This window comes from Rhodoferax lacus (assembly GCF_003415675.1).
GTDB classification, from domain to species: domain Bacteria; phylum Pseudomonadota; class Gammaproteobacteria; order Burkholderiales; family Burkholderiaceae_C; genus Allorhodoferax; species Allorhodoferax lacus.
On sequence record NZ_QFZK01000009.1, the window covers coordinates 44,236 to 69,720 of the forward strand.

The following is a 25,485-nucleotide window of genomic DNA, read 5'->3' on the forward strand; positions in this document are numbered from 1 at the left end:
CCCAACCCTCTTATGAACCTGCACACCTGGTGGCTCTTCGTGGCCATGGCCTTTGTGGTGTCGGCCACGCCCGGACCCAACATGCTGCTGGTGATGAGCCACAGCGCACGCTTTGGCTGGCGCGCGGCCATTGCCACCATGTGCGGCTGCATGACGTCGCTGTTGGCCATGATGTGCATCTCGGCCGCTGGCATGGGCGCCTTGCTGCAGGCCTTTCCGACGGTGTTCGATGCCATGCGCCTGGCCGGCGCGGCCTACCTGGCTTACCTGGGCGTGATGGGCTGGCGCTCTCCGGTGGCCGATACCGATGACACCGTGCCCAACGCCCCGCGCGAGACGGCCGTGCCCCGCCACCTGTTCCGCCAGGGCATGCTGGTGGCGGCCAGCAACCCCAAGGCCATCCTGTTTGCCGCGGCCTTCTTCCCGCAGTTCTTGAATCCGTCCGAGCCTACGCTGCCGCAGTTCTCGATCCTGCTGGCCACCTTTGCGGTGATTGAGGTGAGCTGGTACCTGGTCTATGCCCTGAGCGGCCATAAGCTCTCGCACTACCTGCGCCGGGCCAGTGTGATGCGCGTGTTCAACCGCGTCACCGGCGGCGTGTTCATTGGCTTTGCAGCGCTGATGGCCACCGTGCGGGAGTGAGCAGGGCGTCGTGAAACGGCGGCATGAAAGGGCGCGCCGCGTGACGCCATTTCATGCACCAAGTTGGGAATGAACTACAGTCCAAGCTCTTCAAGCTTGCGCAAGGCAAGCGGCTTCTTGTTTTCGATCCAACCTTGGTCCCCCTATGGCACAACTCTCCCCCGCTGGCATCTCTGCCGTTCAAGACATCGCGCAGCGCCACGGCTTCAGCTTTGATGCCGTGCAATCCATGCTGCAGTCCGTCATCAACGGCAACGGCAGCATGGCCCAGTTCAGCCATTACGAGTTCGGTGGCGGCGGCCAATGGATGCAAGGCGGCATGACCATGATCGGCGACATGTTCAACAACTACCTCAAGGGCCGTGTGGACAACCTGTGCTCGGAGCTGTCGCGCATCATCTACAACACCAACCTGTTTGTGACCGTGGCCGCAGCCCCCAACTGGTGGGGCCCGGACCTGAACTATCCCAACAGCGCGGGTGGCCAGAACGGCATGCGCTACGCCTGGTTTTCACAGGCCCGGCGCCTGGCCATCGAGGCCAACGGCCAGGTCATCGTGTATGACACGCTGGACCACAACATCGGTGGCGTGTCGCAGCAGCAAAGCGGCGGTTACTCGGTGACCTTTTCCAGCCAGTACGGCTATGTGGATCTGTCGCGCCTGCCCGTGGTCAGCATCAACGGCCAGCCGACTCTGGTGCCCGCGCCTGCTCCCGCACCGGCTCCGAGCTACACGCCGAGCTACAACAACAGCAACAACGGCTACAGCAACAACAGCTACAGCTACAGCAACGCCCCGCAGAACACGTTCGCACCCGCCAACACCAGCGCGCCATCTTCAGTCGGTGACAGCGACATTTTTGCCAGCATTGAAAAGCTCGCCGCCCTGCAAAGCCGCGGCATCCTGAGCGAGCAGGAATACGCCAGCAAGAAGGCCGATCTGCTCAGCCGCCTGTAACTCCGCAAGGCACGGGGCGGGCTTACTTGCGCAGCAAGCGCAGCCCGTTGCCCACCACCAGCAAGCTGGCACCCACGTCGGCAAACACCGCCATCCACATGGTGCCCAGGCCGGCCAGGGTCAGCACCAGAAACACTGCCTTGATGCCCAGCGCGATCACGATGTTTTGCACCAGCAAGGCATGCGTATCGCGCGACAGGCGCACAAAGCGCGGCAGCTTGCGCAGGTCGTCATCCATCAGGGCCACATCGGCCGTCTCGATGGCCGTGCCGGTGCCGGCGGCCCCCATGGCAAAGCCAATGCTGGCGCGCGCCAGTGCCGGGGCGTCGTTGATGCCATCACCCACCATGCCCACCGTGGCGCCGCCTGCCATCAGGCCCTGAATGGCCTGCAGCTTGTCTTCTGGCAAGAGGTCGCCACGCGCATCGTCCAGCCCCACCTGCTGGGCGATGGCGCGCGCCGTGTGCGCGTTGTCGCCAGTCAGCATCACGGTCTGTATGCCCAGGGAGTGCAGCTCGGCCAGGGCCTCGCGGCTGCCCGCGCGCACCGTGTCGGCCACCGCAAACAGGCCATGCACGCTGTGCGCGTCGGTCAGCAGAATGACGGTCTTGCCTTGCTCCTCCAGTGCCGCGAGCTGCTGCTCCAGCGCGTCGGAGCAGCGCCCCTCCTCATGGATGAGCCGGTGGTTGCCCAGGCAGTAGCGCTTGCCCGCAATCAGGCCCTGCACGCCGCGGCCCGCCAGGGCTTCAAACTGCTCCACCGGCTGCAGCGGCACACCGTCGCGCAGCGCCGCCTCTGCCACCGCGCGCGATACCGGATGGTCCGAGCGGGCGGCCAGGCTGGCTGCCAGGCTGCGCACCTGGGCCTCGGGCCAATCGTTGAGCGCAATGAAATCCGTCTGCGCTGGTTTGCCCTGGGTCATGGTGCCGGTCTTGTCCAGGGCCAGCCAGCGCAGCTTGCGGCCCTCTTCCAGGTACACGCCGCCCTTGACCAGAATGCCCTGACGCGCCGCTGCCGCCAGGCCGCTGACGATGGTCACCGGCGTGGAGATCACCAGCGCACACGGGCAGGCAATCACCAGCAGCACCAACGCCTTGTAGACCCAGCTCAGCCAATCGCCCCCCAGCAGCAGGGGCGGCAGCAGCGCAACGCCCAGGGCCATGGCAAACACCGCCGGGGTGTAGATGCGGGCAAAGCGGTCCACAAAGCGCTGCGTGGGCGCCTTGGCCCCTTGCGCCGCCTCCACCGCGTGGATGATGCGTGCCAGCGTGCTCTGGTCGGCCGCTGCGGTCACCGTGTACTCAAAGGAGCCGGCGTTGTTGATGGTGCCGGCAAACACCGCATCACCCGCCTGCTTTTCCACGGGCAGGCTTTCGCCGGTAATGGGCGCCTGGTTTACGCTGGAGCTGCCGCTGACCAGGGTGCCATCCAGCGCAATGCGCTCGCCCGGCCGTACACGCACCCGCGCCTGCAGCGCAACCGCCTTGGCCGCCACCGGCTGCCAGCTGCCATCGGCTTGCAACACCGTGGCGGTCTCGGGCGTGAGCTGCAGCAGGCCGCGAATGGCGTTGCGTGCGCGGTCCAGCGAGCGGGCTTCGATCAGCTCGGCCACGGTGAACAAGACCATCACCATGGCGGCCTCCGGCCATTGCCCCAACAGCAGGGCGCCGCTGACGGCAATGCTCATCAGGGCGTTGATGTTGAGGTTGCCATTGCAGAAGGCAATCCAGCCCTTCTTGAAGGTGGTCAGGCCACAGGCCAGCACCGCCAGCAGTGCAAGAGTTGCCACCAGCGCCACCGGCAGTGCCAGCCAGTGCGACAGCTCCGAGGCCAGTGCGGCCAGCCCCGCCAGGGCCAGTGGCCACCAGGGTTTGGCGGGTTCAGCTGTCGCCTGGGCCGGCGCATCACCCACCACCTCGGGGGTGAAGCCGAGAGCGCGCACCGCCTCCAACACCTGCTCCAGCGACCGGGGTTCATGGGTGACGGTCAGCACGCGCTGCATCAGGTTGAACTCCATGTCCGCAACACTGGACATGCCACCCAGCTTCTTGCGCAGCAGCGCCTCTTCGGTCGGGCAGTCCATCTGCAGGATGCGAATTGGGGTTTGCACCGCACCGTGCGCCAAAGTCTTGGGCGGGCGCGCCCGTGGCACCTGCAGGGCCACGCTGGCCGTGTGGCTGCCGCAGCAGGCTTCGGCGCCATGGTCGTGCGCATGGTCATGCGTGTGCCCGGCAGCGGGTGCCTGTGGCGGGTGACCGTGGTCTTCGTCGTCGTGGGGGTGGGGGTGTTCGGTCATGAGGGGCTTTGTCTGGCAGTGCCTGCCATTACGCAGCCTGAAGCGACTATACGACCAAGCCAGAAAAACCCCACGCTGCGCAGCGTGCAAAATGGCTCCATGAAAGCACCCCCCCGTTTGCAAGCATTGGTCGAAGAAGGCCTGATCGACTCTGTGGTCCGCCAGCTCATGAGTGGCAAAGAGGCCATGGTGTTTGTGGTGCGCTGTGGCGACGAGGTGCGCTGCGCCAAGATCTACAAAGAGGCCACCAACCGCAGCTTCCGCCAGGCGGTGGACTACACCGAAAACCGCAAGGTCAAGAACTCGCGCCAGGCCCGCGCCATGGCCAAGGGCACCAAGTTCGGCCGCCAGGCGCAGGAGGCCGCCTGGCAAAGCGCCGAGGTGGACGCGCTCTACCGCCTGGCCGCTGCAGGTGTGCGCGTGCCCACGCCCTACAACTTTCTGGAAGGCGTGCTGCTGATGGAACTGGTGGTGGACGCGCAGGGCGACGCCGCCCCGCGCCTGAACGACGTGCAGTTCACCGAGCAAGACGCCCTTCGCCACCACGCCACCCTGATTGCCGAAGTGGTGCGCATGCTGTGTGCCGGGGTCATCCACGGCGACCTGTCCGAGTTCAACATCCTGCTGGCCGCTGATGGCCCGGTCATCATCGACCTGCCGCAGGCGGTGGATGCGGCCGGCAACAACCACGCCCAGCGCATGCTGCTGCGCGACGTGGCCAACCTGGCCGACTTCTTTGGCAAGTTTGCGCCTGCCTTGCTGACCACCGACTACGGCCCGGAAATCTGGAGCCTGTATGTGGCCGGTGTGCTCTCCAACGACTATCCGCTGACCGGTCGCTTCGAGCGCAGCAGCGCCCCTGTGGACATGGGGGCCGTGCTGCGCGAGATTGACGACGCACGTGCCGAGGACGCGGCGCGCCGCCTGCGCATGCAGACCACGGCCTGAACGGCAGAGCGGGGTGGGTGTAGCGCCCGGCTGTGTATGCCAGCGTGCACTTGGAATGCGGTAAGGTAGACCGTAATGGCACTTGCACTCATTCTTTTCTTTTTGGTTGCTGCACTGTGCCTGCTGGTGCTGGACCTGTACCGGCGCTCGCGGCACACGCTGATACTGCAGGTGCCCGGCGGCTTGCGATTCGAGGCGCAAAAATTCTCCGTGCAGATCAACCGCCAGCAACAGGACATGCAGGTGCAGTGCAGCTGGGCCCTCCTGACCCCGCCCAGCGAATCCGTGCCGCAGCAACCCGTACAGCCCGGTGCTGTGGACCACCGCTTTGCTGCCGTTGGCATTGCGGTAGAGGTGCGCCATTGCGAGCAGCACCAGGAGGGAGTTTCCGCCCCGGTGCGCACAGGTCGGTTCGACATCGTCATACGGGATGCTGACGGAACCCAGCTCACCATTGCGCGCGTGAACGGAGCCGTGGCGGCCAGCTTCAAATATTTTTACCTGCAGGTGCGCGTCTGGATCGACAAGCTGGAGAAGCGCCTGGAGCGCGAACGCATAGAGCGCCTGCGCGCTGAAGCGGTGGAGGAACAGGCCCGGCAACATGCGGAGCTGATGGCCGGGCTGAGGGCCGACAAGCCAACCCATGAGCCACTGTCAGAAACCGACTGCAACGCGATGGCAGAGGCGCAAATCGCCAGCTGGCGCCAGGCGGCTGGTTTCACGGGGCAGCACAGCGCGCACCACACCGACCCCAAGGGCGAAGTGCTCTGGTTTGTGGACCTGGCAGCGGATGGCCGCATCACCCTGCATGCCCACAAACAAACCATCCATGCAACCCTGCTCGGTGCGCGTATCGTGGCCACGATGGGTGAAATTGAAGTGGGTGTGCGGGACGCGTACTGGACCGAAGACAACCCGGACTTGTGCGTATTCCTGGTGCTCAAGGGCCACAGCGTGGAGTCGCGGCGCGCCTGGAAAGAGCGCCTGGAGATTCTGGGCAATGGCCTGGCCGTTGGGTCTGCGGCCTGAAACATGCGTTCAGTGCATGAGCAGCGGGCGCACCAGCAGCCACAGGGCGGTGCACAGCAGCATCCAGGCAAAGGCCGCGCGCATGCGCCGTTCCGGCAGGCGCAGCGCCAGCGCCACACCAGCGGACACGGTGAACAGGCCACCCACAGCCAGCGGCAGGCCTATGGACCAGTCCACCCGACCGGCATGGCTGTAGGTCAGCAAAGCGATGATGGAGCTCGGTGCCACCAGAGCGAGTGACAGGCTTTGCGCCACCGTCTGCTTCTGGCCAAACCAGCCGGTAAACAATGGCGTGGCCACCAGCCCGCCGCCCACACCCAGGAGCCCCATGCTGCTGCCACCGGCAATGCCCACCAGGGGCATGAGGCGCAGGCTGCGTTGCACGGGTTCCTTGGGTGCTGCACCGATGCGCGATTGCACCAGCATGCGCAGCGCCAGCAGCAAGAGAAAAACCGCAAACACGCCGCGCATGATGTCTGGCGCCAGCCTTGTTGCCACCTGCGCCACAAGCCAGGTACTCAGGCAGGCGAGCACGCCAATCTGCAGTGCCATGCGCCAGGCCACCGGCTGGCGCTGGTTGTAGCGGTACCAGGCAATCAGGAGGTTGGGCACCATCATCACCAGCGCCGTGCCTTGTGCCACCGCTTGGTCCATGCCAAAGCCCAGCACCAGCAGCGGAATCACGATGATGCCGCCGCCTATGCCAAACAGCCCGCCCAAAAAACCGAGGGCCGCGCCCAGGCCCAGCATGGTGACAAGTTCGTACAGGGGCAGGGGCAACATGGGCGGGCAGGGCAGGCGTGTGGAGGCGCTATGTTACGTGCGCCCCAGCGCGCAGGGCTTAAGCTTGCGTTTATTTTGGAGAACGCACATGACCCGAGGAGATCCCCAGTTTGAAGCCGGCCTGGCCACGCGCAAGCAGGTCATGGGTGAGGACTTTGTCGAGCGCGCCTTTGCCGGCATGACAGCCTTCACCGAGCCGCTGCAGCAGCACATCACGCGCAACGCCTGGGGCGATGTGTGGCAACGCCCGGGCCTGGACCTGAAGACGCGCAGCCTGGTCACGGTGGCCATGCTCACGGCGCTTGGCAAACAGAACGAGCTCAAGGGCCATGTGCGCGGCGCCCTCAACAACGGTGCCACGGTGCAGGAAATCCAGGAGGTGCTGCTGCACGCCACGGTGTACTGCGGTGTGCCTGCGGCCGTGGAGGCGTTTCGCAGCGCCTCTGAGGTGGTGCCTGCGGGCAGTTGATCCGGCGCCTGTCGGGCTGGAATGGATTGTGCTTGGTGCAGCGCAGCATTGTTGCTGTTGCCACCCCAAGGAGTTGTCCATGCTTGATAAGACCACGACCACGTTCTCCCACGTAAAGCCCGCCGATACGCAGTTTGTAGCCGGTGGCCTGCGCGACTTTTTTCTGTACCGCGACCTGGGCATTGCCGAGGCCACCCACGGCAAGGTGATCGCGCACCTTGTCAAGGCCAACATGGCACCAGAAACTGGCACGGGTTGGCACCGGCATGAGGCGGATTTCCAGATCGTCATCATGACCAAAGGCTGGGCCAAGTTCATGTACGAAGACAAAGAGACCCTGGTGCAGGCCGGTGACGTGGTGCACCAGCGCCCCGGCATCCGCCACTACCTGTTCGACTACTCCCCCGATATGGAGTACCTGGAGATTGTCTCGCCCGCCGACTTCAAGACCGTGGGCGTGGAGCCGGTCTGCGCGATTCCGGCACCTGCGCCCTGGGTATAAAAACAAGCGTGGGGGCCTAGAACTCCGCGTCGAGCTCGTCTATTTCGTCGGGCTCGGCTTTCGCGGCGGCCACCCACTCCTGCATGGCAGGCAGTTCCATGATGCGCTTGGCATAGGCCGCACAGGCCTTGTCCAGCGCAATGTCATAGCTTAGGAAGCGCGTAACCACCGGGGCATACATGGCATCGGCCAGGGTGGGTTGTTTGCCAAACAGGTAGGGACCCTTGTAGGTGGCCAGGCACTCGGTCCAGATTTCCTTCACGCGGTCTATGTCAGCCTGTGCGCGTGACCACACCTTGAAATTCGGAAAATGCGCCTTGATGTTCATCGGCAGCGAGCCGCGCAGGGACGCAAAGCCCGAATGCATCTCGCCGCAAATCGCCCGGCAGTGGGCGCGTGCCTTGGCGTCAGCGGGTAGCAGCTGCGCCTTGGGGCAAGTCTCATTGAGGTACTCGCCAATAGCCAGCGTGTCCCAGACCTTGATGCCATCGTGCAAGAGCGAAGGCACCAGCATGCTGGACGACAAAAGAAGCATCTCCGCCTTCATGGCCGGGTCGTCTGCGGGGATGACTTTTTCGCTGAAGTCCAGCCCCGCGAGCTTGGTCATCAGCCAGCCGCGCAGGGCCCAGGCACCGTAGTTTTTGCTGCTGATGGTTAACACTGCCTTGGGCATGGACGTCCTCTTGCGTTGGATGGATGGAGTCAGACACCCGCAAGCCTTGTGCCAAGTTGCGGATTAAGCTGGCCCACAACTTGCCTGCATTACAACCTGTTCAAAGATAACAACGCCCCCAAGCGTGCAACCTAAGCGGGATTTTCATGCTGTACCAGGCCTACCAACTACAAAGCGACCTCAGTGCGCCCTTGCGCATGCTGTCCCAAATGGGCAGCTTTTTGCTTGGACAGGGTGACAACGACGCCGGCGTGCTGCGCAAGGTTGGTGCAGCACTGGATGTGTTCTCGCGCCTGCGCCTCACCCATACCCGGCCCGACTACGGCATCTGCTCTGTGGGCCAGGCGCAGGACGCAGTGCCCGTGGTGGAAGAAGTGGCCCTGACTCTGCCCTTTGGCCAGTTGCTGCACTTCAAAAAGAGCCTGGGCGCAGCCCTGGACAACCAGCCCAAAGTGCTGCTGGTGGCGCCCCTGTCAGGCCACTTCGCAACGCTCCTGCGCGAGACCGTGCGCACCCTGCTGCAGGACCACGATGTGTATATCACCGACTGGTTCAACGCCCGCGATGTGCCGCTCACACAGGGCGCGTTCGGCCTGGACGACTACATCGACCACATGATCGGCTTCATGGAGCACATCGGCCCCGGCGTGCATGTGGTGGCGGTGTGTCAGCCCTGCGTGGCAGCCCTGGCCGCCACGGCCCTGATGGCCGAAGACGACAACCCCTGCACCCCGCGCAGCCTCACCCTGATGGCAGGCCCCGTGGACTGCCGCGTCAACCCCACCGGTGTGAATGTGCTGGCCACCAGCAAGCCCATCGAGTGGTTCGAGAAAAACCTGATCAGCCATGTGCCACTGCCCCACGCGGGCTTTATGCGCCGCGTCTACCCCGGCTTTGTGCAACTCAGCGCTTTTTTGAGCATGAACCCGGAGCGCCACAAGCAGGCTTTCAAGGATCTGTACGGCCACCTGGTGGACGGCGAGCAGGACAAGGCGCAAACCATCAAGGCCTTTTACGACGAGTATCTGGCCGTCAATGACCTGCCCGCCGAGTTCTATCTGGAAACCATTGCCAAGGTGTTCCAGACCTATGACCTGGCCAAAGGCGAGCTGATGTACCGCGGCCGCCTGGTCGACACCAAGGCGATTCGCCGCACCGCCCTGCTGACGGTGGAAGGCGAGCGCGACGACATCTGCTCCGTAGGCCAGACCGTTGCCGCGCAAGACCTGTGCAGCAGCATCCGCCCCTACCTCAAGAACCACCACGTGCAGACCGGCGTGGGCCACTATGGTGTGTTCAGCGGCAAGAAGTGGAACCAGCAGATCTATCCGCGCGTGCGCGATTCCATACACGCCAGCAACGGCTGATTGCCTGGGGCTGCACTGCTTGGCGGCCCAAGCCGATACCCATTCAAGACCTGCGACAATCACGGCCTCTCCCCTGTCTTGGTCTGCCCACAAGCCTGCGTCCCGCAAGCATGCCGACTGATGTCGCTACATGCCACTAAAACGCCCCAATCACCACCTCATAGACGTTCTGAAAATAGTTGCCGCCCAATGCGTGGTCTGGCATCACCTGGCCCGGTATGGGCCCCTGTCCGACGACCTGAACCAGACAGCGCCCGAGTTGTCCCGGTGGCTCTTTGACTATGCCAATATGGCAGTCCAGGTGTTTCTGGTGGTAGCCGGGTACCTGGCGGCGCGCAGCCTGGCCAACCGGCCGCGTGCCGAAGCCGCGCTGCTGCCGACCCTGTGGCGCCGTTATGAGCGCCTGATCCTTCCGTTTTTGCTCGCCCTGGTGCTCACCGTGCTGGTGTCTGCCATTGCCCGGCCCTACCTCGATGGGGACCTGGTGCCCGGAGTGCCCAGCATGGCGCAGTGGCTTGCCCATGCCAGCTTGCTGCACAGTGTGCTGGGTCTGGAGTCCATGTCGGCCGGTGCCTGGTACGTGGCGATTGATTTCCAGCTCTATGCCCTGCTGGCGCTCTTGTTCTGGCTGGCGCGGGGCAGGGCGTGGGCCAGTGTTTTGCTGGTGGCGGCAATGGCGGTTGCGTCGCTGACCTGGTTCAACCTGGACGTGGACTTTGACAACTGGGCCCTGTATTTCTTCGGGGCCTATGGCATGGGGGCACTGTCCTGGTGGGCGGGCCTGCGCAGCAATGGCAGCCGCTTTGCGCGCGTTCTCTACGCCACCACGCTGCTGGTAGGCCTGGCCTCCCTGGCGCTGGCGTTTCGTGAACGCATTGCCTTGGCACTGAGCGTGTCCAGCGTGCTGCTGGCGTTTGGCAACCGGCAACTGCCGCTGCCACGGCATCTGGGGCAATGGGTTCGGCGGCTTGGCAACAGTTCGTATGCTTTGTTTCTGGTGCACTTCTCGGTGCTGCTGCTGGCCAATGCCCTGTGGTCGGAACTCGACCTGGAAGACAGCGACTGGGCCTTGTTCTTTGCCCTGGCGGTCTGGTCACTCAGCCTGCTGGCCAGCCTGGCCTTTCATGCGCAGGTGGAGCAACGCATTGCGCGCTGGCGTGCAGCGCCTGTGGCGGGCGCTGGGGTGACGGCCAAATAGGTACAACCCCACATGAGGAGCCCGGCATAGCCCTGGTGCCGCAGCGAGCCCAGTGACTCCCGCAAGCAAGGAAGCAATCAAATAGATCATCCATAAAAAAAGCCGGACCCAAGGATCCGGCTTTTTTGTTGTCATGCGCAACACAGGGTTGCGCAATCCAGACCGTCTTAGTGTCCCGAAGCGCCAGAAGCACCCAGGCCGGTTTCCGAGCGCACTTGCTGCGCAGGGAACGCAGCGCGTTCCTTGGCGGCGTTGGCGCTGCGGTCCATGATGGAGAACAACCAGATACCGACGAAGGCGATGGTCATGGAGAACAGCGCAGGCGAGGTATAGGGGAACCAGGCCGAGCCCTTGGGGTTGCCCAGGGTGGCTTCCCACACGGAAGGCGACACAACCGTCAGGCCCACCGAAGAGATCAGACCCATGAAGCCGCCGATCACAGCGCCCTTGGTGGTGCAGTCTTTCCACAGCACCGCCATGAACAGCACGGGGAAGTTGGCAGAGGCGGCAATCGCGAAGGCCAAGGACACCATGAAGGCAATGTTCTGCTTCTCAAAGGTGATACCGAGCGCCACGGCAATCACGCCCAGAGCCAAAGTGGTGATGCGGGAGACGCGCAGTTCGGAAGCGCTGTCAGCCTTGCCCTTCTTGATCAGGGTGGCGTAGATGTCGTGGGACACAGCAGAAGCGCCAGACAGCGTCAGGCCAGCCACCACAGCCAGGATGGTTGCAAATGCCACAGCGGAGATGAAGCCGAAGAACACATTGCCGCCCACTGCCTTGGCCACCAGCACAGCCGCCATGTTGGCCGAGCCGCCGCCGCCCTTGATGATGCCGGTAGCTACGTTGGCAAACTCGGGGTTGGTCAGCACCAGGGTGATGGCACCAAAGCCGATGATGAAGATCAGCACGTAGAAGTAGCCAATCCAGGTGGTGGCCCACAGCACGGACTTACGGGCTTGCTTGGCATCCGGCACGGTGAAGAAGCGCATCAGGATGTGGGGCAGACCAGCGGTACCGAACATCAGGGCCATACCGAAGGAGATGGCAGAGATGGGGTCTTTCACGAAGCCGCCTGGGCCCATGATGGCAGCACCAATCTTGGCGGGGTCCATGGCATTGGCCTTGGCAGTGGCTTCAGCAGCAGCCTTCACCAGCTCAGGCGTTGTGGCAGCAGCGGTGAGCGCGGCAGCAGCAGTGACAGCCGCAGCCTGTGTGTTCACAGCAATGGCGGAGCGCACTTCAACACCCTTGGCAAACAGCGCCTCGGGGCTGAAGCCAAACTGTGCCAGCACCATGAAGGCCATGAAGGTCACACCGGCCAGCAGCATCACCGCCTTGATGATCTGCACCCAGGTGGTGGCTGTCATGCCGCCAAACAGCACATAGATCATCATCAGCGCGCCAACGATCACCACAGCCAGCCAGTAGTCCAGGCCGAACAGCAGTTTGATCAGGGCACCTGCACCCACCATCTGGGCAATCAGGTAGAACGCCACCACCACCAGCGTGCCGGAAGCGGCAAACGCGCGGATGGGGCCTTGCTGGAAGCGATAACCGGCCACGTCGGCAAAGGTGAACTTGCCCAGGTTGCGCAGACGCTCGGCCATCAGGAAGGTGACCACAGGCCAGCCCACCAGGAAGCCGATGGAGTAGATCAGGCCGTCATAGCCAGTGGCCATCACAGCCGCGGAAATACCCAGGAAGGAAGCCGCGGACATGTAATCGCCCGCAATGGCCAGGCCATTCTGGAAACCGGTGATGCCGCCACCACCCGTGTAGAAGTCAGCAGCCGACTTGGTCTTGGCTGCGGCCCACTTGGTGATGAACAGGGTGCCCACCACAAAGACGGCGAACATGGAGATGGCCACCCAGTTGGTGGGCTGCTTGTCCACTTGCCCGAGGTCGCCGCCTGCCGCAAAGGCAGAGCCTGCAACCAGCAGCATCAGCGCTGTGGCCAGGGTTTTTTGGATCTTGCTCATTTGGATGCGTCCTTCAGGATTTCGGCGGTCAGGGCGTCGAACTCGCTGTTCGCGCGGCGTACATAGAAGGCGGTGATCACCACAGTGAACACAATCACGCCCATGCCAATCGGGATACCCAGGGATGTGACACCAGCGCCAATGGGCTGTGCCAGGAAGGGCTTGTTGAAAGCAATCAGTGCGATGTAGCCGTAATAAACGACCATCATCAACAGCGTGAGCGTCCAGCCAAAGCTGCTGCGTTTGCTGCGAAGTTCCTGGTACTTCGGATTCTTTTGGATTTTGTCGACCACGGGATCACTCATGTGGGTCTCCTTTTTGGTTAATGGGGAAAGAGGAAGAAGCGATGTGCCTTCTGAACACACGGCGCGATTCTGTGCAAGGGGGCTGACCAAGTGCTTACGTGTGTTGTGGTTATTGCCCTGTGTGGTGCTGGATAAACAATGTTTTTTTCACCCAAAAAAAAGGCCCGCACGGCACCTCAAAAGTGCCCAAACAGCGTGCTATTTCGCATCAAGAAATAAACAGCTAGGGTTACTACGCAGGCTGTAAGAATCTGTTCAGTCGAGCGTAAGTCTGTGCAATCCCCCTGTCAGATTGACGTCAGTAGGTCGCACGATAGTGCATCACGCAGCTTCCATACGGGGCGCGGTTGGACTTAAATAAAGGAGACAAATCTATGGCAACAAACGTCGCACGTCCGATGTCAGCAGAAGAGAAGAAGGTGATCTTCGCCTCTTCGCTGGGTACTGTTTTTGAGTGGTACGACTTTTATCTTTACGGCTCGCTCGCAGCCATCATCGCGAAACAATTTTTCAGCGGACTGGACGAGGGCTCGGCCTTCATCTTCGCATTGCTGGCTTTTGCTGCCGGCTTCATCGTGCGCCCCTTCGGCGCGCTGGTGTTTGGTCGACTGGGCGACATGATCGGGCGCAAGTACACCTTCCTGGTGACTATCCTGATCATGGGCCTGTCCACCTTCATCGTCGGTATTCTTCCCAACTATGCCTCCATTGGTGTGGCCGCTCCCGTGATCCTGATCGCGCTGCGCATGCTGCAGGGCCTGGCGCTCGGTGGCGAGTACGGTGGAGCTGCCACCTACGTGGCCGAGCACGCACCGCACGGCAAGCGCGGTGCCTACACCGCCTGGATTCAGACCACCGCCACGCTGGGCCTGTTCCTGTCGCTGATGGTGATTCTGGGAACCCGCACCGTGATTGGTGAAGAGGCGTTCAGTGACTGGGGCTGGCGTGTTCCATTCATCGTCTCCATATTGCTGTTGGGCGTGTCGGTGTACATCCGCCTGAGCATGAATGAGTCGCCCGCCTTTGCCAAGATGAAGGCCGAAGGGAAGACCTCCAAGGCCCCCCTGTCCGAATCCTTCGGCCAGTGGAAGAACCTGAAGATCGTGATCCTGGCCCTGATCGGCCTGACCGCAGGTCAAGCTGTGGTGTGGTACTCGGGCCAGTTCTATGCGCTGTTCTTCCTGACGCAGGCGCTCAAGGTGGACGGCCCCACGGCCAACGTGATGGTCGCCATCTCCCTGATCATCGGTACACCGTTCTTCATCGTGTTTGGTGCCTTGTCCGACAAGATTGGCCGCAAGCCCATCATCCTGGCCGGTTGCCTGCTGGCGGCATTGACCTACTTCCCGGTGTTCACTGCGCTGACCAAGGCCGCCAACCCCGACCTGGCCGCAGCCCAAGCCGCTGCCAAGGTTACCGTGACTGCTGACCCGGCCGAGTGCTCGTTCCAGTTCAACCCCACCGGCACCAAGAAGTTCACCTCGTCTTGCGATATTGCCAAGCAACGCCTGGCCAGTGCATCGGTGAGCTATGACAACATCGCTGCACCTGCAGGCACACCAGCCTCCATTCAGGTGGGCGAAACCGTGGTCAAGGTCAAGTACACACCGGAAGACATCGCTGCGGCCAAGACCAAGGCAGAAGCCAAGCTGGCCGAACTGACCGCTGCCCAGCCGCAAGACCCCAAGGCCATTGAAGCCGCCACCAAGTCCGTCAAGGACCTGGGCAACGAAAAGACAGCAGGCACCACGCTGCTGGCATCCACCCTGGGCGCTGCACTCAAGGCCGCCGGCTACCCCGCCAAGGCCGACATGGCCAAGTTTGACAAGACCATGGTGGTCATCATCCTGACTTACCTGGTGCTGCTGGTGACCATGGTGTACGGCCCGATTGCGGCCATGCTGGTGGAAATGTTCCCCACCCGCATCCGCTACACCTCCATGAGCCTGCCCTACCACATTGGTAACGGCTGGTTTGGCGGCCTGCTGCCCACGACGGCCTTCGCCATCGTGGCCCAGACCGGCAACATGTACAACGGCCTGTGGTACCCCATCATCATTGCGGGTGCCACGGTGGTAATTGGTGGCTTGTTCATCAAGGAAACCAAGGACGTGGACATCTACGCCAACGACTGATTGTTCAGCTAGTGAGTTAACGCTCCCGGCCCTTCAGGGTCGGGGGAGTTTTTTTTCAGGCTCTCTTTGGGGAGCCCTTTTTTTTAAGGAAATGCTATGTGGAAGATTGCAGTAGGTTTTGTGGTGTTCGCCGGTTTGGCGCTGTTCATCCTGAGCAAGGGCGGCGATATTGACATGAGCGGCGAGAAGCATGGCGCCGATGCCACGCATTCGGAAGCTCCGGCCGCCGCTGCCAGCGCAGCCAAGTAAGCACACCTGAGGGGGCGCTATCCCCTGCAATACGGCATAAATGGTTTATCCTCGCCCATCACCGAACACGGTTGGGGCCGAGGCAATGAGACTATATAAGACGGAACTGGGACAGTCAGCGTTCAAGGAACGCTCACCCCTGTTTTCGGCCCGGCAGCGCTCCACCTTCATCCTGTTTGATGGCAAGAAGACCGTTGCCGAGGTGCTGGCAGCCACTGCCGGCATGGGCATGAGCCAGTTCGACATAGACCATCTGCTGGCCATGGGGTTTTTGGCCCAGCAACCCGGGGATGTGGCCGCTGTGACCGGCTCCATGCCCCTGCAGGCCGAGTCCATGCCGGCCACCTTGGCCGCTGCCGATCCGCCAGCTGCGCCGCGCTCCGAGCAGCAACGCTACTTTGATGCCAAGCCGGTTGCCACCCAGCTCACCGCCAGCCTGGGCCTGCGCGGGTTCATGCTGAATCTGGCTGTCGAAAGCGCCGCCGGCTATGCGGAACTGCTCAAGCTCTTGCCCAAAATCCAGGATGCCGTAGGCGCCAAGGCCAGCCGCAAGCTGGAACGCGCGCTGCTGGACTGAGCAGCAAGATCAGCCGCCGCGCACCTCCCCTGCACGCATGTACGCGCAACACTTCAAGCTGACGCAGGATCCGTTTTCCATCGCGCCAGACCCGCGCTTCCTCTTCATGAGCGAGCGCCACCGCGAGGCGCTGGCGCATTTGCTGTTCGGTGTAACCGGCTCCGGCGGCTTCGTGCTGTTCACCGGCGACATTGGCACCGGCAAGACCACGGTGTGCCGCTGCTTCCTGGAGCAAATGCCCCCGGCCTGCAACGTGGCCATGGTGTTCAACCCCAAGCTCTCGGTGCAGGAGTTGTTGCAGACCATTTGCGAAGAGTTCCATGTGGATCCGGGTGGCTACGGGCCTGACCAGACGCCCGGGCTCAAGACGTATGTGGATGCGCTCAACGACTTTCTGCTGCAAAGCCATGCCGCCGGCCAGAGCAACCTGCTCATCATCGACGAGGCCCAGAACCTGTTGCCCGAAGTGCTGGAGCAACTGCGCCTGCTGACCAACCTGGAAACCGACGAGCGCAAGCTGCTGCAGATCGTGCTGATCGGCCAGCCCGAACTGCGCACCATGCTCGAGCGCCCGGACCTGGAGCAACTGGCCCAGCGTGTGATTGCGCGCTACCACCTGGAGTCGCTCAACCCCGAGGAAACCCAGCGCTATATCCAGCACCGCTTTACCGTGGCCGGCCACTCCGGCCCCTTGCCGTTTGATAGCCAGGCCTTGCGTCGCATCTACGCCCTGAGCCGAGGTGTGCCCAGGCGCATCAACCTGCTGTGCGGGCGCAGCCTGCTCGGTGCCTGGGCCACGGGTTTGCACCGGGTAGACAGGGCTATCGTTGACAAAGCGGCGCGCGAAGTCTTTGGCGATGCGCCCTCCACCTGGCACCGGGATGCGCGCACCTACGCTGCCCTGGCACTGTGCGTGGTGGGCGTGCTGGCCCTGGGCCTGGCGGTGGTGCTGCAGTTGGGGCACCGCAGTGTGACCCGGGCGCAGCTGGCCAGTGTGTTGCCGGCCATGGCGGCCAGTGTGCCCACAGCGCCGCTTGCAGTGTCTGCAGGCGTTGCGGGTTCTCTGCCGGCCAGCGCCGTGGCCCGCCCCCTGGCAAGCCTGGAATCCCTGATGCCACGCCTGCCTTCCGCCATCACACCCGCCTGGCGTGAGCTGGGGCAGCACTGGGCACTGGCGCTGGATGCTGGCGACCCCTGCCTGCCTGCGCTGCGTCACCGCATGCAGTGCTACCGCAGCACCGACATGACGGTGCCCCTGCTGCGCCAGCTCGACCGCCCGGGCATCCTGGGGCTGCAGTTGGCGGACGGTGCCACGGTGTACGCGGTGCTGACCCGGCTGGATGACCAGACCGCGACCCTGCGCCTGGCCGGCGTGTTGTACCCGGTGCCGCTGATTGCGCTGGTGCGCCTGTGGCGCGGCGACTTCGGCACTTTCTGGCAGCCGCCTGCAGGCTTCGTACCAGAGCTCCAGGACGCAGTGGAGAGCCCCACCTGGGGACAGCTATCAGACCAGCTCGCCTTGCTGGAAGGCAAGCCCGTGCGACCAGGTGCGGGTGCGGCACTCAGGCTTGATGCGGCGCTGATGGCGCGTGTCAAAGCCTTCCAGAGAGCGCAGGGCATCAAACCGGATGGGCGGCCCGGGCCGATGACGTTCATGCAGATGGAGCGCGCCCTGAAACAGAACCAGCCCAGCCTGCAGGCCGGAGCACCCTGAGCCATGTCCTACATTCTTGACGCCCTGAAGCGTGCCGAATCCGAGCGCGAGAGCGGTGCCGTGCCCGGACTGCACAGTGCCCAGGCCAGCAGCTCCATCTACATAGCCTACGGTAGCCGCTACCGGCCCTGGTGGCTGGCTATGCTGGCGCTGCTGCTGGCCGTCTTGCTGGGGCTGGGTTGGCAGGTATGGCGCACGCCCTCTGGTGACACCGTGCCACCCACCACTTCGGCCGTGCCAGCAACACCCTCTTTGGCAACGTCAGAAGCGACGGTATCCGCAGCGCCAGTGGCTCCGGTGGCCAAGGCCGCAGCCGCAGTGCCGGCTAAGCCGCTGCTGCCGGCTGCTGCTGCGCCGTCGGCACCTGCGACTGCATCGGTACCCGTGCCCCCGAAGGCGGCTGTGCCGACCCCCACGCCGGCGCTGGCCGCGTCAGGACCTGCGCCAGCCCCCACTGCCGCTTCCGGTGCCATACCCCCGTTGGGCGACTTGCCCGATGCTGTGCGGCGCCAGATACCTGCGCTGGCTATCAGCGGCGCCCTGTATTCCGAGTCGCCGCCCGAGTGGACGCTGATCATCAATGACCAGGTCGTGAGCAAAGGCCAGCAGGTGGCACCTGGCCTGCTGCTGGAAGACATCAGCGCCAACAGTGCGGTCTTCCTTTTCAAGGGCCAGCGCTTTCGCGTTGACCGGTAAAGGTTAATGCTTAGCTCCTAGAATGTCTGTCCCCATTCGAAAGAGCAGCCACTTATGTCCCAGGGCAGTATCCGCATTCGCGGCGCGCGACAGCACAATCTCAAGAACCTTGACCTGGACATCCGCACCGGCGAACTCACCGTAGTCACCGGCCCCAGCGGCTCGGGCAAATCCAGCCTGGTGTTTGACACCCTGTACGCCGAAGGCCAGCGCCGCTACGTGGAAACGTTTTCGGCCTATGCGCGCCAGTTCCTGGACCGCATGGACAAGCCGGCGGTGGACAAGGTGGAGGGCGTGCCCCCCGCCATCGCCATCGACCAGACCAACCCGGTACGCTCCAGCCGCTCCACCGTGGGCACCATGACGGAGCTCAACGACCACCTGAAGCTCTTGTTCTCACGCGCCGGCAGCCTGTTCGACCGGCAGACCGCGCTGCCGGTGCAGCACGACACGCCCGAGACGATTTATGCAGAGCTGGTGCGCCGTGCCGTACTAGCGAACAACCCCAGGCTGGTTCTCACCTTCCCCGTGGAGTTGCCCGCCGACACCTCGGCCGAAGAGCTCACCCAATGGCTGAGCGCCAGCGGCTTTACCCGCGTGCATGCCGAGCGCACTGGCACGCGCGAGCGCCTGAGCAGCGAGGCCACACCGGCCAAGGCTGTCAAGGCCGCGGCCAAGACCAGCGGCAAGGCAGCCGCTGCCAGCGCCGCCCGCGAAGCCGCCAATAGTGCTGTCAAATTTCTGGACGTGGTGGCCGACCGCTTCCGCATAGCCGGCGTGGAAAAAGCCCGCGCCCTGGAGGCGATTGAAACCGCATTGAAGCGCGGCAGTGGCCGCCTGAATGTGTATGTGCTGGATGAGGCCAACCCGGTGGAAGAGGGCGCACAGCCCGAACCCACCTGGCGCTTCTCCACCGGCCTGCATTGCCCGCAAAGCGACCTGCGCTACACCGACCCGATCGCCTCCATGTTCTCCTTCAACTCGGCCGTGGGTGCCTGCGAGGCCTGCCGCGGCTTTGGCCGGGTGGTGGGGGTGGACTATGGCCTGGTCATCCCCAACGACAAGCTGACCCTGCGCGCCGGCGCCATCAAGCCCATGCAGACCCCGGCGTGGCAGGAGTGCCAGGACGACCTGATGCGCCACGCCGAAGCCGCCGGCATTCCGCGTGACACGGCCTGGTACAAGCTCACGCCCGAGCAGCAGAACTGGGTGCTCAAGGGCTCGCCGAACTGGAACGGCAAGTGGAACCAGCACTGGTTCGGCGTGGACCGTTTCTTCGAGTACCTTGAGACCAAGGCCTACAAGATGCACATCCGCGTGCTCTTGTCCAAGTACCGCAGCTACACGCCCTGTGGCACCTGTGGTGGTGCGCGTCTGAAGACCGAGAGTCTGTTGTGGCGCATCGGCTCCAAGGCCCAGGCGGATGCGGTTTTGCCGCCAGAGAAGCGCTTCATGCCGCAAGGCGTGGCGTGGACCCGCGCGCAACTGGAGGCGCTGCCGGGCCTGTGTTTGCACGACATGATGTTGATGCCGCTGGACCGGTTGCGGCGGTTCTTTGATTCTCTGCAGCTTGAATTGGATTTGGGTTCATCTCTGTTTGCCGCCGGGGGGGCTTCGGTCGGGGTATCGGGGGGCTCCTCATGGCGCGAGCGCAAATCGTCACCCCCCGATACCCCGACCGAAGCGTTGCGGACGGAAGGTTTCGCGCCGGAAACATCACTTGCCGCAGGAGCACATCCGGCGAGCAACGCTACGAACAGCGAGGCGGAGGCAGGGGGTATGGTGGGCGGCGATTTGTGCTTGCAGTATGAGCCGCCCGCCATACCCCCTGACTCCGCCCCCCCGGAGACGGAGCAAGGTAGCCCATCAAGCTCAACTACAACGACTACAACAGCGACCACAACAGAAGCCGACTTCAGAACCCTCAAACTGTTGTTCGAAGAAGTCGGCACCCGCCTGAAATACCTGTGCGAAGTCGGCATCGGCTACCTCACCCTGGACCGCCAAAGCAGAACGCTGAGCGGTGGCGAGGTGCAGCGCATCAACCTCACCACCGCCCTGGGCACCAGCCTGGTCAACACCCTGTTCGTGCTGGATGAGCCCAGCATCGGACTGCACCCGCGCGACATGCACCGCATCATCGTGGCCATGCAACGCCTGCGCGATGCGGGCAACACCCTGGTCGTGGTGGAACATGACCCGGCCGTCATGCTCGCCGCCGACCGCATGATCGACATGGGCCCCGGCCCTGGCGAAAAAGGCGGGCAGATTGTGTTTGACGGAACAACCGACGCCCTGCGCAGCGCCGACACCCTCACCGGCGCGTATCTGGGCGGGCGCAAACAGGTCGGCATGGGTTTCAAGCGCATGGTGGCCGAAAACACGCCGCGCCTGATTCTGGAAGGTGTCACCGAACACAACCTCAAGAACATCACGGTCGAAATCCCGCTGCAACGCCTGGTCTGCATCACCGGCGTCTCGGGCTCCGGCAAGTCCACCTTGATCCAGGATGTGCTCACCCCCGCCCTGCTGCGCCACTTCGGCAAGGCCACAGAAACACCGGGCGCGCACAGCCGCCTGCTGGGCGCCGAAATGCTCAGCGAAGTGGTGTTTGTGGACCAGTCGCCCATCGGAAAAACGGCGCGCTCCAACCCGGTCAGCTACGTGGGCGCCTGGGATGCCATCCGCGAACTGTTTGCCGTGGCGCCGCTGTCGCGCGAGCGCAGCTACACCGGCTCCAAGTTCAGCTTCAACAGTGGCGATGGCCGCTGCCCCACCTGCGGCGGCTCGGGCTTTGAGCACATCGAGATGCAGTTCCTCAGCGACGTGTATCTGCGCTGCCCGGACTGCGACGGCAAGCGCTACCGGCCGGAGATTCTGGAAGTCACCATCGAACGCAAGGGCCGGGCCCTCAACGTAGCCGATGTGCTGGACCTGACGGTCAGCGAAGCGGCCGACCTGTTCAGCGCCGACCGCGATGTGATCCGCGTGCTGCAACCCATCGTGGATGTGGGCCTGGAATACGTGAAGCTGGGCCAGCCCGTGCCCACGCTCTCAGGCGGCGAGGCCCAGCGCCTGAAGCTGGCCGGTTTCCTGGCCGAGGCCGCCAAGAGCAGCAGCGCCAGCCGCCAGGCCACGGCCCGGCGCGGTGCGCTGTTCATGCTGGACGAGCCCACCACCGGTCTGCACTTTGATGACATCGCCAAGCTGATGCGCGCCCTGCGCAAGCTGCTGGACGCTGGCCATTCGCTGGTGGTGATCGAGCACAACCTGGATGTCATCCGCGCCTCCGACTGGCTGATCGACCTGGGGCCCGAAGGCGGCGAGGGCGGTGGCGAGTTGGTCGGTGTGGGCACGCCGGAAGAAATGCTCTTGCATCCCACTTCGCACACCGGCAAGGCCTTGCGCGACTACGCAGCGGCCATGGGCGTGGTGCACGAGGTACGCGAATTTTCTGCGGCCGATGCGTATGCGCAGAGTGCTGCGGAGACGGCGCGGGAGCTGGCGTTTCTGGCGGGCTCGGAAGCGATACGTGCTGCGGTTGGACTTGCGGCCGCTGGTGGCGCTACTGCGCTCGCTGCTTCGGAGGGGGATGCGCCGGGCGCCTCATGGCGCGAGCGCAAATCGTTGCCCGGCGCATCCCCCTCCGAAGCGGGTGTTGGTACGTCACTGCCTGTCAATTCAAAGTCCAAACCCGACAACAACATCCGCATCGTCAACGCCAAGGAGCACAACCTCAAGTCCCTGAGCGTGGACATACCGCGTGGCAAGTTCAGTGTGGTCACCGGTGTCTCGGGCTCCGGCAAATCGACCCTGGCCTTTGACATCCTCTTCAACGAAGGGCAGCGCCGTTATCTCGAATCGCTCAACGCCTACGCCCGCTCCATCGTGCAACCGGCGGGGCGCCCGGAAGTGGACGCGGTGTACGGCATACCGCCCACCGTGGCCATCGAGCAGCGCCTGAGCCGCGGTGGGCGCAAGTCCACCGTGGGTACCACCACCGAGGTCTGGCACTACCTGCGCCTGCTGTACGTGAAGCTGGGCACGCAGCACTGCTTCAAGGACGGCGCGGCCGTGCAGCCGCAGTCGGCCGACAGCATTGCGGCGCAGCTGCTCAAGACGTATAGGGGCCAGCACATTGGCCTCTTGGCGCCGTTGGTGTCCGGGCGCAAGGGCGTGTACACCGAGCTGGCCGACTGGGCGCGCCCGCGTGGCTTCACGCACCTGCGAGTGGATGGCAACTTTTTGCCCACCACCGGCTTTCCGCGCATAGACCGGTTCAAGGAACACAACATCGAGCTGCCCGTGGCCAGCCTGGATGTGAGTCCCGCCAACGAGGCCGCGCTGCGCCACGCGCTGGCCGACGCGCTCACCCACGGCAAGGGCGTGGTGCAGGTGCTCAGCGACCTGGGCGGTTTGCGCGAAGCCATGGCCAACGGCACACCGGCAGCCGGTATCGGCAAGTTGCAGGCCTTTTCCACCAAGCGCGCCTGCCCGGTGTGTTCCACCTCGTATGCCGAGCTGGACCCGCGCCTGTTCAGTTACAACAGCAAGCACGGCTGGTGCCCCGATTGCGTGGGCACCGGTGTGGCCTTGACCCGCGACCAGCGCAAGGTGTTTGACGACTCGGTCAAGGCCGACGACAACCAGGGCCGCGAGCAGACCTTTGCCGAGGCCGATGTGGAAGACCTGGTGGACGCCACCTGCCCCAGCTGCCACGGCACCCGCCTGAACCCCACCGCCCGCGCTGTGACCTTTGCGGGCATTGGCATCACCGAGGTGGCGCGCCTGTCGGTCACCGACGTGCGCAAGTGGGTGGAGACGCTGCAATTGGTAGGTGGCCTGACGCAGCGCGAGAGCGATATCGCCCGTGACCTGATCCCCGAGATCAAGAGCCGTCTGGAGTTCATGGAAGAAGTGGGCCTGGGCTACCTGACGCTGGACCGGGGCGCACCCACGCTCAGCGGCGGCGAGGCGCAGCGCATCCGCCTGGCCGCACAACTGGGCAGCAATCTGCAGGGTGTGTGTTACGTGCTGGACGAGCCCACGATTGGCTTGCATGCGCGCGACAACAAGATTCTGCTGGGCGCCCTGCAGTTGCTCAGCGACAAGGGCAACACGCTGGTGGTGGTGGAGCATGACGAAGACACGATTCGCGCGGCCGACCACATCATTGACATAGGCCCGAGTGCGGGCAAGCGCGGTGGGCGCCTGGTTGCCCAAGGCTCGGTTGCGGATGTGCAGGCGGTGGCCGAGTCACAGACCGGGCGCTATTTGCTGCATGCGATTCGGCATCCGTTGGGGGACCGTCGTCACGTTGTTTCTTATCTCGATTCCTTGGCTTTGGATGCCTCTGCTGAGGCTGCATTGTTGGCGCGCGCTGCGGAGGAAGCCGGTATGCCGGGCTCCTCATGGCGCGAGCGCAAATCGTCACCCGGCATACCGGCTTCCTCCGCGGTTGGTGGGGGCGCCAACGGTGGAAAGAAGCTCTCCGGCAAGGCAGCCAAGGCGGCGGTGATCGCGGCGAACGCTGCTGCCAGTGTGGCGGCCAATGCGGAGTTTGTGGCGCGTGAGAAAGAGGCGGAGGACTATGCCACGCTGTCCAACCAAGCCCATGCAGAGGCAGACCAAGCGCAGTTGCGTGCGGCACAAATGGCTGGCACTCATACCAGCACCGACGCATCAACCCATGCGGTCGTGCAAACGCCAGGCGCTCAAACCACCTCGGACGCAGCAGCGGCGGGGCCTGGGGCGGGCGACGATTTGTGCTTGCAGTATGAGGAGTCCGCCCCAGGCTCCGCCGCTGCGGGCTCAGCCAACAACGGAACCAAAAAACCAAGCCACGAAAAAATAGACTGGCTCACCGTCGAAGGTGCGAACCTCCACAACCTGCAAAACGTCACCGCCCACATCCCACTCAAACGCTTGGTCGCCATCACCGGTGTCTCGGGTTCCGGCAAGTCCACTTTGGCCCGCGACGTGTTGCTGGCCAACGTGCAAACGGGCGTACAGAAGCGCAGCACCAAGGCCGGACGTGACGCGCTCGACGCTGGAGAAGAAATCCAATGGACCGGCTGCACCTCCGTCAGCGGGTTTGAATCCGTGGACCGCGTACTGGAAGTGGACCAGACCCCCATCGGCAAAACCCCGCGCTCCTGCCCCGCCACCTACATCGGCTTCTGGGACACCATCCGCAAACTCTTTGCCGACACCCTGGAAGCCAAGGCCCGGGGCTACGCCTCCAACCGCTTCAGCTTCAACACCGGCGAAGGCCGTTGCCCCGGCTGCGAAGGGCAGGGCATTCGCACCATCGGCATGAGCTTTTTGCCCGATGTGAAAGTGCTGTGCGAAACCTGCAAGGGCGCACGCTTCAACCCCGAGACCCTGGCCGTCACCTGGCGCGGCAAAAGCATTGGCGAAGTGCTGCAAATGGAAGTGGACGAGGCCGTCGAATTCTTCGCCGCCATGCCCAGCATCAGCCACCCGCTGCAGCTGCTCAAGGACGTGGGCCTGGGCTATCTCACCCTGGGGCAGCCCTCGCCCACGCTCAGCGGCGGCGAGGCGCAGCGCATCAAACTGGTCACCGAACTCAGCAAGGTGCGTGACGACATTGGCAAGCGCGGCAACAAGGCGCCGCACACGCTGTATGTGCTGGACGAACCCACCGTGGGCCTGCACATGGCCGATGTGGAAAAGCTCATCCACGTGCTGCACCGCCTGGTGCGCGCCGGCCACAGCGTGGTGGTGATCGAGCACGACCTGGACCTGATTGCCGAGGCCGACTGGGTGCTGGACCTGGGGCCCGAAGGCGGTGGCGGCGGTGGCCGCGTGGTGGCTGCTGCTACGCCGGAGGACGTGGTGCGCCTGGGCACGCACACCGGTGTGGCGCTGGGGGCGCTGCTGGCGCGCTGACATAAACTGAAACAAAGCGATACCGCCCTGACACCCACGCAGGGCGGTCC

Annotated in this window: 19 protein-coding genes; 14 read left to right on the plus strand and 5 right to left on the minus strand. The window is 63.8% G+C overall.

Annotated features, from left to right (window positions below; all coding sequences use genetic code 11):
* The first annotated feature begins 12 nt into the window (after positions 1-12).
* Positions 13-642, plus strand: coding sequence for a LysE family translocator (locus DIC66_RS14310; protein ID WP_117178368.1), 630 nt, complete (start codon positions 13-15; stop codon positions 640-642).
* A 145-nt stretch (positions 643-787) separates the two neighbouring features.
* Entirely contained in the window at positions 788-1,600 is an 813-nt protein-coding gene (locus DIC66_RS14315; protein ID WP_117178370.1) for an SHOCT domain-containing protein, read from the plus strand.
* 22 nt (positions 1,601-1,622) lie between these two features.
* Here DIC66_RS14315 and DIC66_RS14320 read toward each other — a convergent pair whose 3' ends face one another.
* Positions 1,623-3,896 (minus strand): heavy metal translocating P-type ATPase, encoded by a 2,274-nt coding sequence (locus tag DIC66_RS14320; RefSeq protein ID WP_117178372.1) that lies wholly within the window; start codon positions 3,894-3,896, stop codon positions 1,623-1,625.
* 99 nt (positions 3,897-3,995) lie between these two features.
* On the opposite strand from DIC66_RS14320, the gene DIC66_RS14325 reads away from it, so the two are divergent.
* Both DIC66_RS14325 and DIC66_RS14330 read left to right on the plus strand, forming a co-directional pair.
* On the plus strand, positions 3,996-4,844 hold the full coding sequence (locus DIC66_RS14325) for a PA4780 family RIO1-like protein kinase (protein WP_117178374.1): 849 nt from the start codon (positions 3,996-3,998) through the stop codon (positions 4,842-4,844).
* Between the two features lie 75 nt (positions 4,845-4,919).
* On the plus strand, positions 4,920-5,873 hold the full coding sequence (locus DIC66_RS14330) for a hypothetical protein (protein WP_117178376.1): 954 nt from the start codon (positions 4,920-4,922) through the stop codon (positions 5,871-5,873).
* Positions 5,874-5,882: 9 nt separating this feature from the next.
* Here DIC66_RS14330 and DIC66_RS14335 read toward each other — a convergent pair whose 3' ends face one another.
* Positions 5,883-6,656 (minus strand): sulfite exporter TauE/SafE family protein, encoded by a 774-nt coding sequence (locus DIC66_RS14335; protein WP_117178378.1) that lies wholly within the window; start codon positions 6,654-6,656, stop codon positions 5,883-5,885.
* 88 nt (positions 6,657-6,744) lie between these two features.
* Between DIC66_RS14335 and pcaC the strand changes: the two genes are divergently transcribed.
* Positions 6,745-7,125 (plus strand): 4-carboxymuconolactone decarboxylase, encoded by a 381-nt coding sequence (gene pcaC, locus DIC66_RS14340; protein WP_117178380.1) that lies wholly within the window; start codon positions 6,745-6,747, stop codon positions 7,123-7,125.
* 79 nt (positions 7,126-7,204) lie between these two features.
* On the plus strand, positions 7,205-7,627 hold the full coding sequence (locus DIC66_RS14345) for a cupin domain-containing protein (protein ID WP_117178382.1): 423 nt from the start codon (positions 7,205-7,207) through the stop codon (positions 7,625-7,627).
* A 16-nt stretch (positions 7,628-7,643) separates the two neighbouring features.
* Here DIC66_RS14345 and DIC66_RS14350 read toward each other — a convergent pair whose 3' ends face one another.
* Positions 7,644-8,300 carry a glutathione S-transferase gene (locus DIC66_RS14350; RefSeq protein WP_117178384.1) on the minus strand — a complete coding sequence of 219 codons (657 nt, stop codon included), beginning with the start codon at positions 8,298-8,300 and terminating at the stop codon, positions 7,644-7,646.
* Between the two features lie 146 nt (positions 8,301-8,446).
* Here DIC66_RS14350 and DIC66_RS14355 point away from each other — a divergent pair, with 146 nt between their 5' ends.
* Together DIC66_RS14355 and DIC66_RS14360 are read left to right on the plus strand one after the other, a co-directional pair.
* Positions 8,447-9,667 (plus strand): polyhydroxyalkanoate depolymerase, encoded by a 1,221-nt coding sequence (locus DIC66_RS14355; protein WP_117178386.1) that lies wholly within the window; start codon positions 8,447-8,449, stop codon positions 9,665-9,667.
* Between the two features lie 130 nt (positions 9,668-9,797).
* Positions 9,798-10,865 carry an acyltransferase family protein gene (locus DIC66_RS14360; protein ID WP_117178388.1) on the plus strand — a complete coding sequence of 356 codons (1,068 nt, stop codon included), beginning with the start codon at positions 9,798-9,800 and terminating at the stop codon, positions 10,863-10,865.
* 167 nt (positions 10,866-11,032) lie between these two features.
* Here the strand turns inward: DIC66_RS14360 and DIC66_RS14365 are convergent, their stop codons facing one another.
* Positions 11,033-12,847, minus strand: coding sequence for a cation acetate symporter (locus DIC66_RS14365; RefSeq protein ID WP_117178390.1), 1,815 nt, complete (start codon positions 12,845-12,847; stop codon positions 11,033-11,035).
* A complete protein-coding gene (locus tag DIC66_RS14370) occupies positions 12,844-13,152 on the minus strand; it encodes a DUF485 domain-containing protein (protein ID WP_117178392.1) in 309 nt (102 codons plus the stop codon). The genes DIC66_RS14365 and DIC66_RS14370 overlap by 4 nt, the downstream gene beginning before the upstream one ends.
* Positions 13,153-13,526: 374 nt before the next feature.
* On the opposite strand from DIC66_RS14370, the gene DIC66_RS14375 reads away from it, so the two are divergent.
* The 6 genes from DIC66_RS14375 to DIC66_RS23120 all read left to right on the plus strand — a co-directional run bounded on the left by DIC66_RS14375 (position 13,527) and on the right by DIC66_RS23120 (position 25,435).
* Positions 13,527-15,287 (plus strand): MFS transporter, encoded by a 1,761-nt coding sequence (locus DIC66_RS14375; RefSeq protein ID WP_117178394.1) that lies wholly within the window; start codon positions 13,527-13,529, stop codon positions 15,285-15,287.
* 96 nt (positions 15,288-15,383) lie between these two features.
* Positions 15,384-15,536 (plus strand): hypothetical protein, encoded by a 153-nt coding sequence (locus tag DIC66_RS23270; protein WP_199534752.1) that lies wholly within the window; start codon positions 15,384-15,386, stop codon positions 15,534-15,536.
* Positions 15,537-15,621: 85 nt separating this feature from the next.
* Positions 15,622-16,113 carry a hypothetical protein gene (locus tag DIC66_RS14380; protein ID WP_117178396.1) on the plus strand — a complete coding sequence of 164 codons (492 nt, stop codon included), beginning with the start codon at positions 15,622-15,624 and terminating at the stop codon, positions 16,111-16,113.
* A 37-nt stretch (positions 16,114-16,150) separates the two neighbouring features.
* The gene (locus tag DIC66_RS14385) at positions 16,151-17,827 is read left to right on the plus strand and encodes an ExeA family protein (RefSeq protein WP_117178398.1); all 1,677 of its coding nucleotides are present in this window, start codon (positions 16,151-16,153) and stop codon (positions 17,825-17,827) included.
* Positions 17,828-17,830: 3 nt separating this feature from the next.
* Complete coding sequence (locus DIC66_RS14390) at positions 17,831-18,523, plus strand: general secretion pathway protein GspB (RefSeq protein ID WP_117178400.1); 693 nt, start codon at positions 17,831-17,833, stop codon at positions 18,521-18,523.
* A gap of 54 nt (positions 18,524-18,577) precedes the next feature.
* The gene (locus tag DIC66_RS23120; RefSeq protein ID WP_233505930.1) at positions 18,578-25,435 is read left to right on the plus strand and encodes an excinuclease ABC subunit UvrA; all 6,858 of its coding nucleotides are present in this window, start codon (positions 18,578-18,580) and stop codon (positions 25,433-25,435) included.
* Positions 25,436-25,485 lie beyond the last annotated feature (50 nt).

Bases quoted from the DNA above. Each gene is read 5' to 3' on its own strand.
- DIC66_RS14310 (WP_117178368.1), top strand. From the start codon at position 13: ATGAACCTGCACACCTGGTGGCTCTTCGTGGCCATGGCCTTTGTGGTG.
- DIC66_RS14315 (WP_117178370.1), top strand. From the start codon at position 788: ATGGCACAACTCTCCCCCGCTGGCATCTCTGCCGTTCAAGACATCGCG.
- DIC66_RS14320 (WP_117178372.1), bottom strand. From the start codon at position 3,896: ATGACCGAACACCCCCACCCCCACGACGACGAAGACCACGGTCACCCG.
- DIC66_RS14325 (WP_117178374.1), top strand. From the start codon at position 3,996: ATGAAAGCACCCCCCCGTTTGCAAGCATTGGTCGAAGAAGGCCTGATC.
- DIC66_RS14330 (WP_117178376.1), top strand. From the start codon at position 4,920: ATGGCACTTGCACTCATTCTTTTCTTTTTGGTTGCTGCACTGTGCCTG.
- DIC66_RS14335 (WP_117178378.1), bottom strand. From the start codon at position 6,656: ATGTTGCCCCTGCCCCTGTACGAACTTGTCACCATGCTGGGCCTGGGC.
- pcaC (WP_117178380.1), top strand. From the start codon at position 6,745: ATGACCCGAGGAGATCCCCAGTTTGAAGCCGGCCTGGCCACGCGCAAG.
- DIC66_RS14345 (WP_117178382.1), top strand. From the start codon at position 7,205: ATGCTTGATAAGACCACGACCACGTTCTCCCACGTAAAGCCCGCCGAT.
- DIC66_RS14350 (WP_117178384.1), bottom strand. From the start codon at position 8,300: ATGCCCAAGGCAGTGTTAACCATCAGCAGCAAAAACTACGGTGCCTGG.
- DIC66_RS14355 (WP_117178386.1), top strand. From the start codon at position 8,447: ATGCTGTACCAGGCCTACCAACTACAAAGCGACCTCAGTGCGCCCTTG.
- DIC66_RS14360 (WP_117178388.1), top strand. From the start codon at position 9,798: ATGCCACTAAAACGCCCCAATCACCACCTCATAGACGTTCTGAAAATA.
- DIC66_RS14365 (WP_117178390.1), bottom strand. From the start codon at position 12,847: ATGAGCAAGATCCAAAAAACCCTGGCCACAGCGCTGATGCTGCTGGTT.
- DIC66_RS14370 (WP_117178392.1), bottom strand. From the start codon at position 13,152: ATGAGTGATCCCGTGGTCGACAAAATCCAAAAGAATCCGAAGTACCAG.
- DIC66_RS14375 (WP_117178394.1), top strand. From the start codon at position 13,527: ATGGCAACAAACGTCGCACGTCCGATGTCAGCAGAAGAGAAGAAGGTG.
- DIC66_RS23270 (WP_199534752.1), top strand. From the start codon at position 15,384: ATGTGGAAGATTGCAGTAGGTTTTGTGGTGTTCGCCGGTTTGGCGCTG.
- DIC66_RS14380 (WP_117178396.1), top strand. From the start codon at position 15,622: ATGAGACTATATAAGACGGAACTGGGACAGTCAGCGTTCAAGGAACGC.
- DIC66_RS14385 (WP_117178398.1), top strand. From the start codon at position 16,151: ATGTACGCGCAACACTTCAAGCTGACGCAGGATCCGTTTTCCATCGCG.
- DIC66_RS14390 (WP_117178400.1), top strand. From the start codon at position 17,831: ATGTCCTACATTCTTGACGCCCTGAAGCGTGCCGAATCCGAGCGCGAG.
- DIC66_RS23120 (WP_233505930.1), top strand. From the start codon at position 18,578: ATGTCCCAGGGCAGTATCCGCATTCGCGGCGCGCGACAGCACAATCTC.